10 protein-coding genes are annotated in these 17,092 nt (G+C 73.4%); all 10 read right to left on the bottom strand.

What is annotated here, in order from left to right; translation table 11 throughout:
- Positions 1 to 380: 380 nt before the first annotated feature.
- Positions 381 to 2,312 (bottom strand): polyketide synthase, encoded by a 1,932-nt coding sequence (locus tag CcI49_RS13885; RefSeq protein ID WP_083749499.1) that lies wholly within the window; start codon positions 2,310 to 2,312, stop codon positions 381 to 383.
- Between the two features lie 6 nt (positions 2,313 to 2,318).
- Entirely contained in the window at positions 2,319 to 8,957 is a 6,639-nt protein-coding gene (locus CcI49_RS13880; RefSeq protein WP_076827007.1) for a type I polyketide synthase, read from the bottom strand.
- A 61-nt stretch (positions 8,958 to 9,018) separates the two neighbouring features.
- Complete coding sequence (fabD, locus tag CcI49_RS13875; RefSeq protein WP_076827005.1) at positions 9,019 to 9,879, bottom strand: ACP S-malonyltransferase; 861 nt, start codon at positions 9,877 to 9,879, stop codon at positions 9,019 to 9,021.
- A 99-nt stretch (positions 9,880 to 9,978) separates the two neighbouring features.
- Entirely contained in the window at positions 9,979 to 10,581 is a 603-nt protein-coding gene (locus CcI49_RS41545) for an acyl carrier protein (protein ID WP_131831089.1), read from the bottom strand.
- A gap of 71 nt (positions 10,582 to 10,652) precedes the next feature.
- Positions 10,653 to 10,850, bottom strand: coding sequence for a ferredoxin (locus tag CcI49_RS13865; RefSeq protein ID WP_054569480.1), 198 nt, complete (start codon positions 10,848 to 10,850; stop codon positions 10,653 to 10,655).
- Between the two features lie 104 nt (positions 10,851 to 10,954).
- Positions 10,955 to 12,196 (bottom strand): cytochrome P450, encoded by a 1,242-nt coding sequence (locus CcI49_RS13860; protein ID WP_076827003.1) that lies wholly within the window; start codon positions 12,194 to 12,196, stop codon positions 10,955 to 10,957.
- A 687-nt stretch (positions 12,197 to 12,883) separates the two neighbouring features.
- On the bottom strand, positions 12,884 to 13,894 hold the full coding sequence (locus CcI49_RS13855; protein WP_076827001.1) for an alpha/beta hydrolase: 1,011 nt from the start codon (positions 13,892 to 13,894) through the stop codon (positions 12,884 to 12,886).
- Complete coding sequence (locus CcI49_RS13850; protein WP_076826999.1) at positions 13,891 to 14,796, bottom strand: 2-oxo acid dehydrogenase subunit E2; 906 nt, start codon at positions 14,794 to 14,796, stop codon at positions 13,891 to 13,893. Before CcI49_RS13850 ends, CcI49_RS13855 begins: the two co-directional genes overlap by 4 nt.
- Positions 14,793 to 15,020, bottom strand: a complete 228-nt coding sequence (locus tag CcI49_RS13845; RefSeq protein ID WP_054569483.1) for an acyl carrier protein — start codon at positions 15,018 to 15,020, stop codon at positions 14,793 to 14,795. The genes CcI49_RS13850 and CcI49_RS13845 overlap by 4 nt, the downstream gene beginning before the upstream one ends.
- Complete coding sequence (locus tag CcI49_RS13840; protein WP_076827341.1) at positions 15,017 to 17,002, bottom strand: HAD-IIIC family phosphatase; 1,986 nt, start codon at positions 17,000 to 17,002, stop codon at positions 15,017 to 15,019. The genes CcI49_RS13845 and CcI49_RS13840 overlap by 4 nt, the downstream gene beginning before the upstream one ends.
- Positions 17,003 to 17,092: the final 90 nt, after the last annotated feature.

Raw genomic sequence — 17,092 nt, 5'->3', positions numbered from 1 at the left:
TCAAGATCTCCCAGCCGGTGGTCCGGGAGGCTCGTACCCCACGAACACAGCCGGACCTCCGAGTGCTCGGTAGACAGGCAGCTCGGTAGCCCGGCAGCCCGGTTTTGCAAGTCGCAAGAGTGAACGATTTCGGTCGTTCCAACGACCAAAACCCTTCTTTCTTGCGGGCCGCCAGGTGAATCGGGCACCCCTTTTGCCGCGAAAGGGGTGAAATGACCCCGCCGCACGGCAGTGCGGGATCCTCGATGGATGGCCGGACGGGCGGGATTCACCCCCCATCAGCACGGCTCCGCCAAGCCCATACAGGCAGCCCGGATCCGCCGCTTCTCAGGATTCTGCGACGGGCTCTTCGCTCATCGCCCTTGGACTAGCGCTGCGGATCAGACGGCGGTGAGGCGAAGGGTGGCTGCGGGGGTCTCCGCGCTGCCAGCCGGGACGATCGCGTAGCGGCGCCGCTCCCATGGATAGTGCGGCAGGTCGACGACGGCACGGGGCAGGTCCGTCAGCTCGCCTTCGCCGGGCTCCACGGGAGTGCCCGCGGCGAGCGCGTCGAGGGCCGCGAGGGCCTGCGGCCGGCTGGCGGCGAGCACCCGGGCGCGGACGGGGTGGCGCGCCCGGCCCGCGGTCGCCGTGTAGGCGAACGCCGGGTAGGCGTCGTCCGGGAGGGTGGCCAGCCGGTCCCGGTAGCGCGCCGCGAGGACCCGCAGCGCGTCCGGGGTTCGTGCCGTCACCTCGAAACCGGCCACCGGAACCGCCCTCCCGCCACCGGCCGCGGCACCCACCACATCACCGCTGCCCACCGCGGCGCCGGTGCCCACCGCACCACCGGTGCCCACGGCGGCGCCGGCACCCACCGCCGCACCGCTGCCCGCTGCGGCGCCGATGTCCACCGCGCCGATGTCCACCGCGGTGCCGACGTCCGCCGGGCCGACGATGACGTGGGCGTTGGTACCGCTCATGCCGAAGGAGCTGACGCCGGCGTAGCGGCCGTCGTCCGGTGACCAGGCCTCGACCTCGGTGGGGATGGCGATTCCGGTACCGGCGAGGTCGAGGCGCGGGTTCAGGGTCCGGAAGTGCACCAGCGGAGGCACGGCCCGGCGCTGCACGCACAGGATCGCCTTGAGCAGGCCGGCCATGCCCGCCGCGGACTCCAGGTGGCCCAGGTTCGACTTCACCGATCCGACCGTCAGCCGGCGCCCGCCGCGCGGACGGCCGAGGACGGTCGCGATCGCGTCCATCTCGATCGGGTCGCCCAGGGCGGTCCCGGYGCCATGCGCCTCCAGGTGCCCGATGTCCGCGGCGGTCAGGCCCGCGTCGGCCAGCGCCGCGGCGATGACGTCGATCTGGGACCGCACGTTGGGCGCGGTGATGCTGGCGGACCTGCCGTCCTGGTTGAGCGCCGAGCCGGCGATCACCGCGTGGATGCGGTCGTTGTCCCGCCGGGCGTCCGCGAGGCGCTTGAGCACGACGATCCCGCAGCCTTCGGAGCGGGTGAAGCCGTTCGCGCGGGCGTCGAACGGCTTGCACAGCCCGTCCGGGGCGAGCAGGCCCGACTGGGAGATCAGCCTGGTCGACGCCGGAGACACGATGAGGTTGACACCGGCGGCGAGCGCGACCTCGCACTCGCCCCGCAGCAGCGCCTGCCGCGCGAGATGGACAGCCACCAGCGACGACGAGCAGGACGTGTCCACCGCCATCGCCGGGCCGGTCAGCCCCAGGGTGAACGCGATCCGCCCGGCGGAGTAGCAGATCGCGTTGCCGATGCCCCAGACCGCGTCGACGTCGGCGGGCCGCCAGTCGTCGTAGTCCTGGTTGGTGATGCCGACGAAGAATCCGGTGCGGGTCTCGGTCAGGCGCTCCGGGGGCAGCGCGGCGTCCTCGAGGGCCTCCCAGGCAGCCTCCAGCAGCAGCCGGTGCTGCGGGTCGAGCCGCCGTGCCTCGCGGCCGCCGATACCGAAGAAGCCGGCGTCGAAGTCCATCACCTCGTCGAGGAACCCGCCTTTGCGGTGCAGGCCCGCCCACTGGTCGGCGAACGGGCCCATCCGTTCCTGGCTGAGCGGGGTGACCAGGTCACGGCCGGCGGCGAGCGCCGTCCAGTAGCCGTCGAGGTCGTCGATGCCACCGGGCAGGCGCAGGCCGACGCCGACGACGGCGAGCGGCTGGTCGGCGCGTTGCGCGTCGAGCTGCGCCCGCAGCGAGCGGATCGTGTCGAGCGCCCGCGCGAGCGCGGTACGGGACGCCGGTGCGGGGGCCGGGGCGCCGGGCGGCGGGGCAGCGGCCGGGACGAGCGTGGGACTGTCGTCGTGAGCCATGCGTTCTCAGTCCTCCTGGGTGGCGGCGGGGGCCGCGGCCTCGAACAGTCGCTCCGTCAGGGCGCCGGACAGGGCGCGCATCGTTCCGTACGTCCACAGCAGGGTCGGCGACAGCTTCAGGCCGAACGCCGACTCCAGGCGGTTGCGGAACTCCAGGCCCATCAGCGAGTCGAGGCCGAGCGATTTGAACGGCAGGTCCCGCTCGATCGCGGTCGGGTCCAGGCGCAGCACCCGGCTGGCCAGCTCGCGCACCTTGCCCTCGAGCAGCTCGCGGCGGTCGTCGCCGTCGCTGGTGCGCAGCCGGGCGAGGAACTCGTTGCCCTGCTCACCCACCGGGGTGCCGTCGCGCGAGGCCCGGCGCAGCACGCTCCAGCTCTCCAGCGCGGCGGTGTCCGGGTAGGAGTCGAACCACTGCCGCAGGTCGAGGCGCAGGTAGGCGACGACCTGCCCGTCGGCACCCCGGCCTGCGATGCGCCGGCCCACGGTCTCCTGGCCTGCGGTCTCCTGGCCTGCAGTGTCCTGGCCCGCGGCACCCTGGCCCGCGGTGTCCGGACCACCGGCGCCGAGGTAGCCGGCGAGTGCCTGCCACGCCTCCTCGGCGGTGAAGCTGCCCATCCCGCGGTCGGCGAGGCGGGCGCCCCGGTTGTCCTCACTCGCCGCCAGCCCGATCTCGGCGAACGGCCCCCACTGCACGCTCAGCCCCGGCCGGCCGCGGCGGCGGCGGGCGACGGCGAGCGCGTCGAGGTAGGCGTTGCCGGCCGCGTAGGCGGCCTGGCCGGCGTTGCCGATCAGCGCCGCCGCGGACGAGAACAGGACGAAGAAGTCGAGCGGGTCGGGGTCGGTAGCGGCGTCGAGGTTGCGGGCACCGTCGACCTTCGGGGCCAGCACCCGCTCGGCCTGCTCGGGCCGCAGGGTCAGGATCGTCGCGTCGTCGAGCAGGCCGGCGGCGTGCACCACACCGCGCAGCGGCGGGAGCGCGGCACGCAGCTCGGTGAGCGCCGCGTTGAGCGCGGCGCCGTCGGCGACGTCGACCTGGCGGGTCTCCACCCGCACGCCCCGGCCCCGCAGGGCGTCGAGGCGGGCGGTCGCGGCTGCGTCCGGCGCGCGGCGGCCCAGCAGCACCAGGCTGCGGGCACCGTGGTCGGCCAGGAACTCGGCGAGGGAGAGGCCGAGCGCCCCGAGCCCGCCGCTGATCAGATAGGTCGCGTCGGCGCGGAACCGGCCCTGCGGCATCGGCTCCGGCGCGGCAGGCGGCAGGTCGGCCGGGTCGATCCGCACCACGAACTTGCCGATGTGGCTGCCGTGGGACATGTCCCGCAGCGCCTCCGCCACCTCGGCGAACGGACGGGTGATCACCGGCAGCGGTGGCAGGTCGCGGGCCTCGACCCGGTCCCAGACGTCGCTCAGCAGCCGCGCGAATCGCACCGGGTGGCGGGTCATCAGCGCGCTCAGGTCGACCGAGTACAGGCCGATGCCCTTCTGGAAGGCGCTGAGGCTGATGGTGCGCCCACCGTAGATGTCCTTCTTGCCGACCTCGACGAACCGGCCGCCCTCGGCGAGCAGATCCAGGCCGAGCCCGATCGCGGCGCCGGTCAGCGAGTTGAGCACCACGTCGACGCCACGCCCGCCGGTCACCGCCCGCGCCTGCTCGGCCCAGCCGAGATCGCGGGAGTCGAAGACGTGCTCGATCCCGAGGTCGGCCAGGTGGCGGCGCTTCTCGGCGGTGCCCGCCGTCGCGATCACGGTGGCGCCCAGGTGGCGGGCCACCCCGACGGCGGCCAGGCCCAGGCCGCCCGCCGCCGAGTGGATCAGGACCGTCTCGCCCGGGGCGAGGCCGGCCAGGTCGTTCAGGCCGTACCAGGCCGTCGCGGTGACCATCGGCAGCCCGGCGGCGTCGACGTCGGCCAGCCAGTCGGGGATCGGGCGGGTGTGGGCGGCACGCACGGTCAGGTGCGACGCCAGCGCCGGCATCGCGCAGGCGACCACCCGGTCGCCGATCGCCGGAGCGGCGACCCCGTCGCCGACGGCCGTCACGATGCCGGCGCATTCGGTGCCGAGCAGCCCGGCGCCGCGCGGGTCGGGGTAGGTGCCCATCGTCTTCATCACGTCGAGGAAGTTCAGCGCGGACGCGGTGACGACCAGCTCGACCTCACCGGGCCCCGGGGGGCGGCGGACCAGCGGACGCAGCGTCAGCCCGTCCCAGCTGCCGGGACGATCCGGGCTCAGCCGCACGGCCTGCTCGGCGCGCCGCCACGGGGTCACCCCGGCCGGCGGCTCGCCGGCATCCCCGGCGGCGACGGTGGCGGCGACGATCCGGCCGACGTGGCGACGGCCGTCGCGGACGACGACCTGGTCGGTGTCCTCGCCCGGGGCGGACAGCAGCGCCGACAGCCCCGTCACGATGTCGGCCACCCGGCCGCGTGCCCCCTGCGTGACGTCGAGCAGCACGGGACGCAGCTCCGGGTGCTCGCGGCCGAGCACCCGGCCGAAGCCCCAGTACAGCGCGGCGCCAGGGTCAGGGGCGGCGGGGTCGGCGGCAGCGGACCCGTCGGCGGCGGACCCGTCGAGCGCCTGGGCGGCCGTGGTGACGATCACGAACCGCGGGGTGGTCGGCTGCTCCACGGCGGCGGAAACGAGCGCGGCCAGCTCGAGCAGCCCGCGGCGCTGCGCGGCGAGACCGGCGTCGGCCGCGGGGGCGAGCACGACGACATGCGTCGGTGCACCGCCCCACGGCGCCGCCGGGTCGGCGAGGTCGTGCTGGGCCGGGGTGACGCCGTGGGCGGTGAGGGCCTCGGCCAGTTCCCGGGCCGTGTCACCGAGGCCCGGTCCGGMGACGACCGCCCAGGTTCCGGCCACGCCCGCAACGCCCGCGCCCCCACCGGCCGTGTCCGTCGGCTCCGCCGCGTCGGCGGCCGGGGGCTGTTCGGTGAACTCAAGGCGGTAGTCACGCCACTCCCCCGCGCCCGCCTCGCCGGGGGCGTCGGGGAGGGCCTCCATGCGCAGGCCCTCCATCGTCAGCAGCAGGCGCCGGTCGGCGTCGAAGACGTGGAAGTCCAGGGTGGTCGAGTCGCGGCGCACCGCGTGCGACCACACCGCGGTCGGTGGCTCGGTGAGCGATCCCACCACCCGCACCCGGTCGACCGAACGCGGCACCACGGCTCCGTCACCTCCGGTCAGGGCCAGGGCGACCTGCAGCGCGGCGTCCCACAACGCCGGATGCAGCTCGTCGGGACGTGCGCCGGCCCGGCACCGTTCGGGCAGCACCACCTCACCGAGCGCCTCGGCACCGGTGGCGCCGTCCGTCCCGGGGCCGGCCTGGAACAGCCGGCGCAGGCCGCGGAACGACGGGCCGTAGTTCAGGCCGCGGGCGGCGCACGCCGCGTAGAACTCCTCCGGGTCACTGGCTTCGCCGGCCAGCAGATGCCCGGGGAACAGCGGGGCGCCGTGGGACGCCGGATCGCCCAGCGCCGGACCGCCGTTGGACGGGACGCCGTTGGACGGGACGCCGACCGGTGCGGCGGCGCCGTGGTGCACCCGGGCGGTGGCATGCGTCGTCCAGTCGGTGGCGCCCGCGGGCAGCGACGACAGGACGAAGCTGCCGCCGCCGCTGACGTCGTCCCGCCACAGCACGCTGACGCGCAGCGGGTCGTCACCGAACGTCAGATCGCTGCGGAACTCGACGTCGGTCAGTGCGCCCGGCACCGCGCCGGTCCGGGCCCGGGCGGTGGCCAGCGCGAGCGCCAGCATGCCCACACCGGGCAGGACGACCGCGTCGAACACCCGGTGGTCGACGAACCAGGGGGTGTCGTCGCGGGCCAGCTCCAGCACACCCGTCCAGACATCACTCTCGGTGACGGACGGGGTGAGGGTGACGTCGAGCGCGCCGGCGCGCCGCGGCCCGCCGCGGCCGGCCTCGACCCAGTACGTGCGGCGCTGCCACGGGTAGCCGGGGACGGTTGCCCACGCGTCACGCGGCAGGCGCCCGAACGGCTCCAGGCCGGCGATGTAGGCACGGCCGAACGCGTGCGCGAGGTCGGCGGCCGTGCCCTCGTCGCGGCGCAGCGTCGTCACCACCCGCGGCGGGTCCTCCCGCGCGCCCGCCAGCTCCTCGACGGCCGGTGCGAGCACCGGATGCGGGCTGATCTCGACGACGTGGGTGACGCCCTCGTCGAACAGGTCCGCCAGCGCGTCGGCGAACATCACCGGCTGGCGCAGGTTGTCGGCCCAGTAGACGGCGTCCAGCTCGCGGCCGGTCAGCAGGGTGCCCCGGACCGTCGACTTCAGCGGGATGTCGCCGGCGCGGGGGCGCACCGGCGCGAGCGCGGCGAGCAGGTCCTCGCGCAGCTCGTCCATCTGCGGGCTGTGCGAGGCGTAGTCGACGTTGACCAGGCGGCAGAACGTGCCGTCGGCCTCCAGCAGTTCCTTCAGCGCGAGCACGGACTCGCCGTCACCGGACAGGACGCACGAGCGCGGCCCGTTGTTGACGGCGAGTGAGACGACCTCCTCGAAACCCTCCAGAGCCGCCCGCGCCCCGTCGACGTCCAGGTCGACGGCGAGCATGTGGCCGCGGCCCGAGGCGCGCCGCACGATCACGGCGCGGCGGGCGACGATCAGCGCGGCGTCGTCGTAGCTGAGGATCCCGGCGACGGTGGCCGCGCCGACCTCGCCCTGGCTGTGACCGATGACGACGTCGGGTTCGACGCCGGCCGCACGCCAGACCTCGGCGAGGGCGACCGACACCGCCCACAGCGCCGGCTGGACCTGGTCGACCCGGGCCAGCCACTCGTCGCTGGCGGCTCCGGCGAGCAGCTCCCGCAGGTCCCAGTCGACGTGCGGGCGCAGCGCCGCGGCGCACCGGTCGATGGTCGCGGCGAACGTCGGGTCGGTGGCGAGCAGGTCCCGGCCCATGGCCGCCCACTGGGAGCCCTGCCCGGGGAACACGAACGCGGTCCGGCCCGCGGCCCGCGCCTTGCCGACGAGCAGGTCCGGGCCGTCGGAGGTGTCGCCGGCGGTGAACCGGTCCAGGGCCGCGGCAGCGCCGGACGCGGTGGTGGCGAGGACCGCCAGCCGCGACGTGAACTGGTCGCGCCGCCAGGCCAGCGTCCCCGCCAGCGCCGGGAGCTCCGTCGGCGCCGACGCCGACGCCGACACCGGCGGCACCGCGTCACCGCCGTCGGCCGGGGCGGGTGCCAGCGTGGCGCGGACGTCGTGGGCCCGGGCGGTGAGCGCCCCGTCGGTCTGCGCCGAAAGCGCCAGCAACACGGGCGGCTGGGACGCGGGCGGCTGCTCGACGAGCGACTGCGCCACAGCAGACTGCGCGACGGGCGGCTGCGCCGTAGGCGATGCCGGGACGCGGGACGCGGCAGGCGGGTCGGTGAGCACCACGTGGGCGTTCGTGCCGCCCCAGCCGAACGAGTTCACGCCGAGAAAGACGGGGGCGTCCGCGGGAAGCCCGACCGGCTCGCCGGTGRGGCGCAGGTTCAGCTCGTCGAAGGGGATATCGGGGTGCGGGTCGTCGGCGAACAGGCTCGGCGGGACGACCCGGTGCTCCAGCGCGAGCAGCGCCTTGACCAGCCCGGCCATGCCGGCCGCCGGCTCGAGATGGCCGATGTTGGTCTTGACCGAGCCGATCGGCAGCGGGCCGGCGCCCGGGGAGCGCCGCGCGCCGAGCACCCGCCCGATGGCACCCGCCTCGACGGGGTCGCCGCGGCCTGTTCCGGTGCCGTGCGCCTCGACGTAGGCGACCTGGTCGAGGGGGATCTCCGAGTCCTCGTAGACGGTGCGCAGCAGGTCCTCCTGCCCGCCCGGGTTCGGCGTCACCAGGCTTTCGCCGCCGCCGTCGTTGTTCACCGCGGTGCGGGCGATGACACCGCGGATCCGGTCGCCATCCGCGAGTGCCCGGGCGAGGGTCTTCACATACACCGCCGCGACGCCCTCGCCGCGGACGAAACCGTCGGCGGTGGCGGCGAACGCCTGGCATCGCCCGGTCGGCGACAGGCCGCCGAAGTGGGTCAGGCCGACCGAGCCCTCCGGGGAGAGGATCAGGTTCACGCCCCCGACCAGCGCCGCGTCGATCTCCCCGGCCAACAGTGCCTGGCCGGCCAGGTGCAGCGCCACCAGCGACGACGAGCAGCCCGTCTCGACCGCCAGCGACGGCCCGGTGAGCCCGAGGAAGTACGAGATCCGGGTGGCGGCCATGTCCATCGCCGTCCCGAACGCGCTGTGCTGGGTCGGTGCCGCGCCGCGGTCCTTGCGCAGCAGCTCGTAGTCATGCCAGGACGAGCCGACGTACACGCCGGTGCGGGTGCCGGCAAGGCTCGCGGCCCGGGTCCCCGCGTCCTCCAGCGCCCGCCAGGACGTCTCCAGCATCAGCCGGTGCTGCGGGTCGATCGCGACGGCCTCCCTCGGCGAGATACCGAAGAACGTCGCGTCGAAGTCGCCGACGTCGTCGAGGAAACCTCCGACGTCCTGGATCACCTTCTCCGGGTCCAGCTGGGCGGTGCGGTCCCAACGGTCGGCCGGCACCGGACGGATCGCGTCACCGCGGTCGACGAGCAGCCGCCAGAAGCTGTCGACGTCAGGCGCGCCGGGAAAGCGGCCGGCCACACCCACCACCGCGAGGAGCCGGGACGGTTCCTGCAACACATCGATCTCCCAAACGGTAGGAGTTCCCGAACGGTGGAGTTCCTCGTTCGGGCGGTCCGGTTCACGCGGCGGCGCGCAGCCGTTTCCCGCGGATCCTGGCGACCATTCCCGCAAGCGTTGTTCCAGGGCCCAGCTCGACCAGATCGAGTTCACCCGCTGCCAGCAGCAGGCGAATACTGCGCTCCCACTGGACGGGCTCACAGATCTGCCGGGCGAGGGTGTGCGCGATCTCGCCGGGAACGTGCGGGCGGGCCGTCACGTTCGCGATGACCGGAATCTCCGGCGGCGCCAGGTCGAATTCCCGCGCGTACCGTTCGAACTCGACTGCGGCGGGTTTCATGTAACGGGAGTGGAACGGGCCGCTCACGTTGAGCCGGACGGCCCGGACCGCGGTGCCGGCGGTTTCCCGAAGCAGCCTGTCGACGGCGTCCTCCGGGCCGGCGAGCACGATCTGCCCGGGGGCGTTGTACAGCGCGACGTCCAGCTCCGCCAGGCCCGGGCGGGTGAGCAGGTCGTCGATCTCCTCGGCGGCCAGGCCGAGGACGGCGGCCATCGTCCCCCCGGTGCACCGGCTCATCAGCTCGCCGCGGCGGGCGACGAGCCGCAGCCCGGTGACGAAGTCGAAGACGCCGGCTGCGAACAGGGCGGCGAACTCGCCGATGCTGTGGCCGAGCAGATAGTCCGGTGGCGTCGGGTCGGCCTGCCGGTGCCGCAGACAGGCCAGCGCCTCGACGACGTACAGGGCCGGCTGCGCGTACTGGGTGAGCAGCAGGGCGCCGTCCGGATTCTCGACGCACAGCTCGGCGACGGAGTACCCGAGCACCGCGTCGGCGGCGGCCACCAGCTCCCCGAAGTCGGCGAAGAGGTCCGCGCCCATTCCCGCCTTCTGGGCACCCTGCCCCGGGAATCCGATCACCTTCATCGTCGCCTCCCGTTCGTCTGTCGGGTGACCGTGACTCGTTCGGCCACGGGGCATCGTTCGGCCGCAGGGCGGCGTTCGGCCGCCTGGCGTGGACGTGCGTCAGGCGCCGACGTCGACCGGCTGCGCGAGCTTCTCCACCGCCAGTTCCGCGATGTCGGCGATCGTGAAGTCGACGCCGATCTCACCGGCGACGAACAGCACGTCGTAGGTGTTCTTCAGCGCGACGGCGATCTCCACAGCACCGAACGAATCGATGCCGAAACTGCCGATGGCGGCGTCGGACGGGATTTCCTCGACGGGAACCTCGAGACGCTGCGACACGATGTCGATGATGAAGATCTCGATGTCCTCGACCTGCTGGCTCACGGCGCTTCTCCCTCCGGCCGGTGGCCTTCCGACCACCTTGTGGGTACACGGATCGGGCGGTACGCCCACCGGCCGGATGCCGGCGCCGGGAACGTACCGCCCAGGTTCCATGAATTCATTGTCCGACCGGCCGCTAATCTCCTCCTTATACGGCCGCCCGGCGCGTCCGGCCACCGATGCCGCCGTTGCTGCCGTTGCTGCCGTTACTGCCGTTGCTGCCGTTGCTGCCGTTGCTGCCGTTGCTGCCGCGCAAAATATGACGATTTTGGTCGCCAGGACGACAAAAGCCCTCAGATCTTCGGGCCGAGGGTTCGAATTTTCGTTGCTGGCGGGCAAAGGTTGAGGATTTTGGCTGCTCGCACGACCAGAATCCTCACCTTTTGTCGATCGCCAGGCGGCCTTGCGCGTCAGCCCACCACGGTTATCGCCCGTGCCGGGCACATCCGGGCGGCGGCCTCCCGCACGGCCGCCTGGTACCGCGCGTCGGGAACCGGCTGCAGCACCGTCGACTTCCCGTCCGGGTCGCGCTGCTCGAACACCTCGGGCGCCGCGCGCACGCACTGGCCGGCACCGACGCACAGGTCGTGGTCGACGGTGACCCGCATCGTCGTCTCCCCCGCCCGTTCCGCCCCCGCCCGTTCCGCCCCTGCCGGCTCCGCTCCTGCCGGCCGCACTCCTACCGGCTCTGCTCCCACCCGCTGCGCCGGTGTCACCACGTGACCGGCAGCCGGTGCAGGCCGTAGAACAGCGCCTGGTCCTTGAACTGCAGGTCCGCGACCTCGCCGTCGACCCGCAGGTCGGGGATGCGGCGGAACAGCTCGGTGAAGACGATCTCCAGCTCCAGCCGGGCGAGGTGCTGCCCGAGGCACTGGTGGATGCCGAAGCCGAACGCCAGATGCGATCGCGAGTTGCGGTGGATGTCGAACGCGTCCGGGTTCGGGAACACCGCCGGGTCCCGGTTCGCGGCCGCGTTCGGCGCGATCAGCCCGGAGCCGGCGGGGATGTGCACGCCGTGGACCTCGATGTCCTCGGTCGCCACCCGGCACGTCACGTGGTCGCCGATGCTGAAGTAACGCAGCAGCTCGTCGACGACCCGCGGGGCCAGCGCCGGGTCGGCCTTGAACTCGGCGAGGGCCTCGGGCTGCTCGAGCAGCCCGAGCGTGCCCAGCGCGATCATGTTCGCCGTGGTCTCGTGCCCGGCGCCCAGCAGCATCACGGCCATCCCGACGAGGTGGTCGTGGTCGAACACGTCCGCCTCGCGGTACTTGCGGATCAGGGTGCTCAGCAGGTCGTCGCCGAGGTTCTCGGTACGTTCGGCGATGACGCGGCTGAGCAGGCCGCGGACCTGGATGAACGCGTTCTTGCGCTGCTCCTGGGTGCTCTCGTGGCTGAGGATCGCGCCGGTGGCGTGCTGGAAGAGGTCCCGCTCGGAGTAGGGGACGCCGAGCAGCTCCGAGATCAGCAGCGACGCGGTCGGGAGCGCGAACTCGTGCACCAGGTCGACCGGGCGGGGACCGTCGAGCAGCCGGGTGATGCCTTCGTCCACGATCCTCTCGATCTGCGGGCGCATGGTCTGCACGCGCCGCAGGGTGAACTCCCCGGCGAGCATGTGCCGGTAGAGGGTGTGCTCCGGAGGGTCCATCCAGATCAGGAAGCCCTTGATCTCCCCGGTGAGCGCCGCCGCGCCGGGGAACAGGGCGGGGAAGCCCGGCCGGGTCAGGTTCTTGCTGGCCTTCGGATGCGCCAGCAGATCGCGGGCCACGTCATGGCGGGTGGTCAGCCAGCCCGCCGTGCCCTCCACGTCGACCACCGGGGTGAGGGGGCCCTTCTCCGCGAGCTCGGAGTAGGCCGCCGGCGGGGCGAACGGGCAGGCCCGGGGCATCGGGAAGGTCGGAGGTACGGAGGTCGGCTGTTCGTGCGTCAGTGCGGGCACCGCCTGCGCTTCGGTCATCTGGCATCTCCAGCATGTCGGATAATGCGTGAGCGTCGAATCACTATCCGCGCGGCCGCTAATCCCAGGCTTATGCCGGCGGAGCCCGTAGCAAAGTCACGCTTGCCTGGCATCAGGCGGAGGCCGTGGCGACTACTCGGAGCATCACGCCGCGGACGACGTGCAACGCGTCACAGGCTCCCTGCGCGTCGTGCCTGGCGTGCTGCGAGCTTCCCACCGCAGGCCGGGGTACACATCGCGCGCTGCGGGCTGGTGGGACCCGGGACTGCGGGGCTGCCGGGACTGCGGGGCTCGTCGAGCTTCTGGGTTTCATTCATCCAACACATCGGAACGATTCGGTTTTCAAACACCACTGTCACTTTGCCGGACGGGGCCGGAAGGACACCCGTCCAAAGGTTCCGGACGGGTTCTGGACGCCGGTGGCTACCGCCGGAGACAATCGGAACATGAACGCGCCGGCCTCAGTCATCGTCCGGAAGAAAACGCGGCGGAATCGCGCCCGCTGGGAGCGGTAGCCGGCTGGACGCGGCCGCTTCCGAGTAAGGCTGAAGGATAATGGTCGCCAGAACAGCCAAAATCCTTCACTCCTCGCCCCGTCGCCGCCGCTACCGCTACCACCGCCGTGCCTGATTCCGGGTGGGGAAAGAGCGGTTTTGCCACGGGCTCGAGAGTCGGAGACCGGAGTAGTCAGCCGCGCAGGGTGTGGATGGCCGCGGCGACCCACCGCTGGGTCTCCTCGAGATGGCGCGGAGCGCCGTGTTCGTCGTCGTGGCTCAGCACGTGCAACTCCCGGACGGACCGCTGCAGATGGCCGAGCTCCCCCGGCGGGATGATCTCGTCGCGGTCGCTGGCCATGTAGTAGAGCGGCACCGCGAGGGCGGTCAGCTCGTCGTCCGACAGCGCCCAGTCGCGAATGTGCCCGCTGAGCTTCTCGGCGTCCACCCCGGTCAGGTGGGCGAGGGTGTCGACGGTGATCCGGGGCAGGCCGCGCTGCCACTGCGCGTCGGTGAAGAAGTCGGAGATCGGCGCCGCGGCGGTGACGACACCCACGAGGCGGCTGTCGTTGACGGCGCAGCGCAGCGCCAGGTGCCCGCTGAAGCTCAGCGCCATCGCGACCGTGCGGGACGCCTGCGCCCGGTCACCCACCGCGTCCAGCAGGTGGGACAGTGTCTGCCAGCTCTTCGCCGTGTACCCGACGGTGTTCTCGCCGACGCCGGGCATCTCGGTGACGATCCCGGCCATGTCCAGCCCGGTCGCGATCCGCAGCATCGGCGCGTACTGCTCCTTGGCGGCGACGATCCCGCCGGAGATCACCAGCAGCGGCTTCGGCTCCGCCGCGGACAGGCCGACGGCCCAGCCGCGGATCCGGCCCTCCGGCGTCTCGACGTCGAGGCGCTCCAGCGCGCTGCCGGTGGCCGAGCGGGCGAACGCGTCGACGCAGTGTGCCTGCGCGGCGCGCCGCGGCGCCCCGTCCGGGAAGGGGAAGCGCGCCATCGCGTGGTAGCGCCAGGCCTCGTCGACCCGGCCGGCCCGGTCGAGCTCCGCCGCCTCGTGTGACCACTCGTGCACCCAGGATCCGGGCTCGTCGCCCGCGTCGGAGACGATCCGGTCACGCAGCCGCTCGAACTCGGCGACCGGGATGCCCTGCGTCTGGGTGTGCACATACCCGAACTGCTTGAGCTCGGCGACGTCGTTCACGCCTGCCCCCCGACGGTCTCGGGAACAGTCGGCCGGACGTCGTCGAGGCTCTCGGCGGAGGTGCTCTCGGTGAAAGCAGCCGCGGTGGAAGGGCTCTCGGTGGAGGCGCTCTCGGTGGAGGGGATCGCGGCGATGGGCTGCGGCCAGGGCTCCTCCAGGACGCGGCGGATCTCGGCGAGCACGTCCGCGGCCTCGGCCCCGTCGATCACCCGGTGGTCGAACGCCAGGCTGAGCCGCAGCACCGGGGCGACCTCGACCCGGCCGTCGCGGGCCACCGGGCGGTCCAGCACCCGGCCGACCCCGAGCGTCACCGTCGTCCCGCCGACGGAGTGGAAGCCGTCCACCGGGCGGTGGCCCAGCGAGGTCACCGCGAACGTCCCGAGCAGCAGCGCGCGGCGCTCCGGCGGTCGGGCGGCCCGCCAGGCCAGCAGCCGGCCGAGCGGCACCGGCAGCCCCTGGAGCTTGCGGATCGGGGCGAGGGCCGGGGCGGTGTCGGGGTCGAGGTCGCGGAACTGCTCGATGCGGTCCTGGATCGCGTCGAGATCACCGGCGGCGACGTCCGGGACGACGGTGGCGAGCACGACGCGCTGGCCGCCCATGGTCCGGTCGAAGGTGACCTTGCCGTTGACCTGCGGGTGGCGGGCGACCACCGGGCGCAGCCAGCCGCGGATCGACGCGTTGGCCTCGGGGTGCGCGGCCAGCGCGCGCCCGCCGGCGGCGACGATGTACGTCACCAGGGACAGCTTCCGTCCGGTGCGTTCCCGGCGGGCGGCGCGGTGCGCCAGCACCTGGGTCATGTCGACCTCGGTGTCCAGGAACACCGGGGAGAAGGACCGGATCTGGTCGAGGAAGTAGAGGGTGTGGCGGCGCGCGGGGGCCACCGGCTCCACGGTCACGGTCACGCTCCCACCGCCAGCGTGTAGACCTCCGCGAGGCTGCGTGCCTCGAGGACGTCCGGCAGCGAGACCCGGGCGCCGGTCTCCCGCTCGATGACGGTCAGCAGGCGCAGCAGGTACACCGAGTCCCAGCCGGGCAGCTCATCGAACGCGGCCCCGAGCTCCTCCTCGGCCAGGGGCAGCCCGAGCTCGTCCCTGACCAGGACGGCGAACTCCGTCGAGTTGATCATTCATGCTCTCCCAGGAAGACGGTGGTGAGCGCGACATGCGTCGGCGCGGCGACGATGTCGCGCAGGTCGTGCCGGAAGGTCGTCCCGCCGGTCCCGCCAGGCGACCCGGCAGCGCGGTCGTCGGCTGCGGGGGCCGCGGCGGYGGGCGCGGGGGCCGCAGTGGCGGGCGCGGGGGCCGCGGTGAAGCCGTAGCGGGGGTAGAAGTCGCCGACGATGCCGTTCTTCGCGGTCGGCACGTACTCGCCGAGCACCTCGCGGGCGCCGGTGTCGCGGGCGTGGTGCAGCAGGGCCACCAGGCAGGCCTGTTCGATGCCGCGGGAGAACACCCGGCAGCTGAGCAGGAAGTTGTCGATCCGCAGGACCGCGCCGCCAGTGTCGTCCGTCCCGGCTGGCCCACCGAGCCCCGTCCCCGCTGGCCCGTCGAGCCCGACGCGGCGGGCGAGGATCGCGCCGACCAGGCCGTTGTCGCCGAAGCGGTCCGCGGAGTGGATCGCCAGGACCAGCGCGGCGGGGTCGTCGAGCAGTGCCGCCACCGCCGGCGGCTGCAGGCGCCGGGTGGTCAGGTTGAACTGGTTGGTCCGCAGCGTGAGCTGCGACAGCCGCCCGACCTGCGACGCCCGCGCGGCCTCCAGGCGGACGGCGACGCCCAGCTCGCGCAGGTAGTCCTCGATGGAGTCGAAGGTGTCCAGGAAATCGCCGCGGGCGACGTCCTCGCGGTAGCGCGCCGGGCGGGCCCGGTCGTCCGCGGTGACCTCCCGGACGTTGAACCAGCCGTCGGCGAGCAGCCGTTCCACGTGCGACGCCGGCTCGTCGTCGACGTCGACCACGGCGATCTCGGGCAGCTCGCGGCGCACCAGCGCCCGCTCGTACGGGCTGTCGTCGACGAACACGAAGCTCGAGGTGCCGAGGTTGAGCCGGCGGGCCGTCTCCCGCAGGTTCTCCGGCTTGGGCCGCCAGTTCGCGGTGACGTCGGCGAAGTCCTCCGCACGCAGCGTCAGCCCGGGGTGCTCGGCGAGGATCCGACGGACCGGCTCGGGGTCGTTCTTGCTCACCACCGCCAGCAGGACCCCCTGCGAGCCGATCTGGCGGGCCACCTTCTGGAAGGCGCGGAACGCCTCCCCCCGGTAGGTGTCGGCGACCTCGACGCCGTCCGGTCCGTCCTCGCCGAGGATGCCGCCCCACACGGTTCCGTCGAGGTCGAGCACCAGGCATTTGCGGGTCTGCCCGGCGACCAGGCGGGCCAGGTGGCCGACCTCGCGGGCGTAGGCGGCGAGCAGGCCCGGAGCCAGGTGCGCCTTGGCGTAGACGCTCAGCCGCGGGTCGCGGGCCGCCGTCCCGTCCGCGAGGATCGGGTCGAGGTCCAGCACGACGACGGACGGACGGTCCTCGGCCAGCCCGAGCAGCGCCGTGGCCGCACGCCGCCACAGCGCGCCCAGCGCGGCCCGGGAGCGGTAGTCGACGAGCTGCCCGGCGAGCAGCCGGGGCAGCGGCAGGGTGTTGAGCACCAGGGTCCCCCGGCCCGTCGCCTGGAACCGGTCGGCGAGCCCGGTCAGCAGCCGGACCTTCTCGTCGACGATCTTCTCCAGGTCGGCGAGCGTCCACGGGACGGGCAGCTCGTCCAGCACGATCATCGGGTCCAGCACGCACAGGACGAGGTCCGCGCCGGCCGCGTACAGCGCGCTGCCCGGGTCGGTCAGGTCGAACACGTAGCTGTCGAACGGGGAGACGACGGGGTCGAGGACCAGGCCGTGCCGGGCCAGTTCCGCGGCGAGCGGCGCGACGAGCGGTGACAGGGTGCCGTGCCCGGTGATCGCGATCTTCACCACCGGGACCGTCGGATGGTGCCGCCGCACCTCGGCCGCCGGCACCCGGGCCAGCAACGCGCCCGCCCGAGCCAGCTCGTCCGTCCCGAGCCCGGCCAGCAGGGGTGCGACGAGCGGGTAGCGGGCGGCGAGCTCATCGGCGCGGTGCAGTTCCAGCAGGGTGCTCGCGCCTGGGACGTTGCTCGCGCCTTCGGAGCTGCTCGCCCCTTCGGAGGTGCTCGCGCCTTCGACGGTGCCCGTGCCTTCGAC

The sequence above is a fragment of the Frankia sp. CcI49 genome, from assembly GCF_001983215.1.
GTDB lineage: Bacteria > Actinomycetota > Actinomycetes > Frankiales > Frankiaceae > Parafrankia > Parafrankia irregularis.
Note: the sequence above shows the minus strand (reverse complement) of the source record. Positions and strands in the feature narration are given on the sequence as shown.

Bases quoted from the DNA above. Each gene is read 5' to 3' on its own strand.
- CcI49_RS13860 (WP_076827003.1), bottom strand. From the start codon at position 12,196: ATGACCGAAGCGCAGGCGGTGCCCGCACTGACGCACGAACAGCCGACC.
- fabD (WP_076827005.1), bottom strand. From the start codon at position 9,879: ATGAAGGTGATCGGATTCCCGGGGCAGGGTGCCCAGAAGGCGGGAATG.
- CcI49_RS13845 (WP_054569483.1), bottom strand. From the start codon at position 15,020: ATGATCAACTCGACGGAGTTCGCCGTCCTGGTCAGGGACGAGCTCGGG.
- CcI49_RS13865 (WP_054569480.1), bottom strand. From the start codon at position 10,850: ATGCGGGTCACCGTCGACCACGACCTGTGCGTCGGTGCCGGCCAGTGC.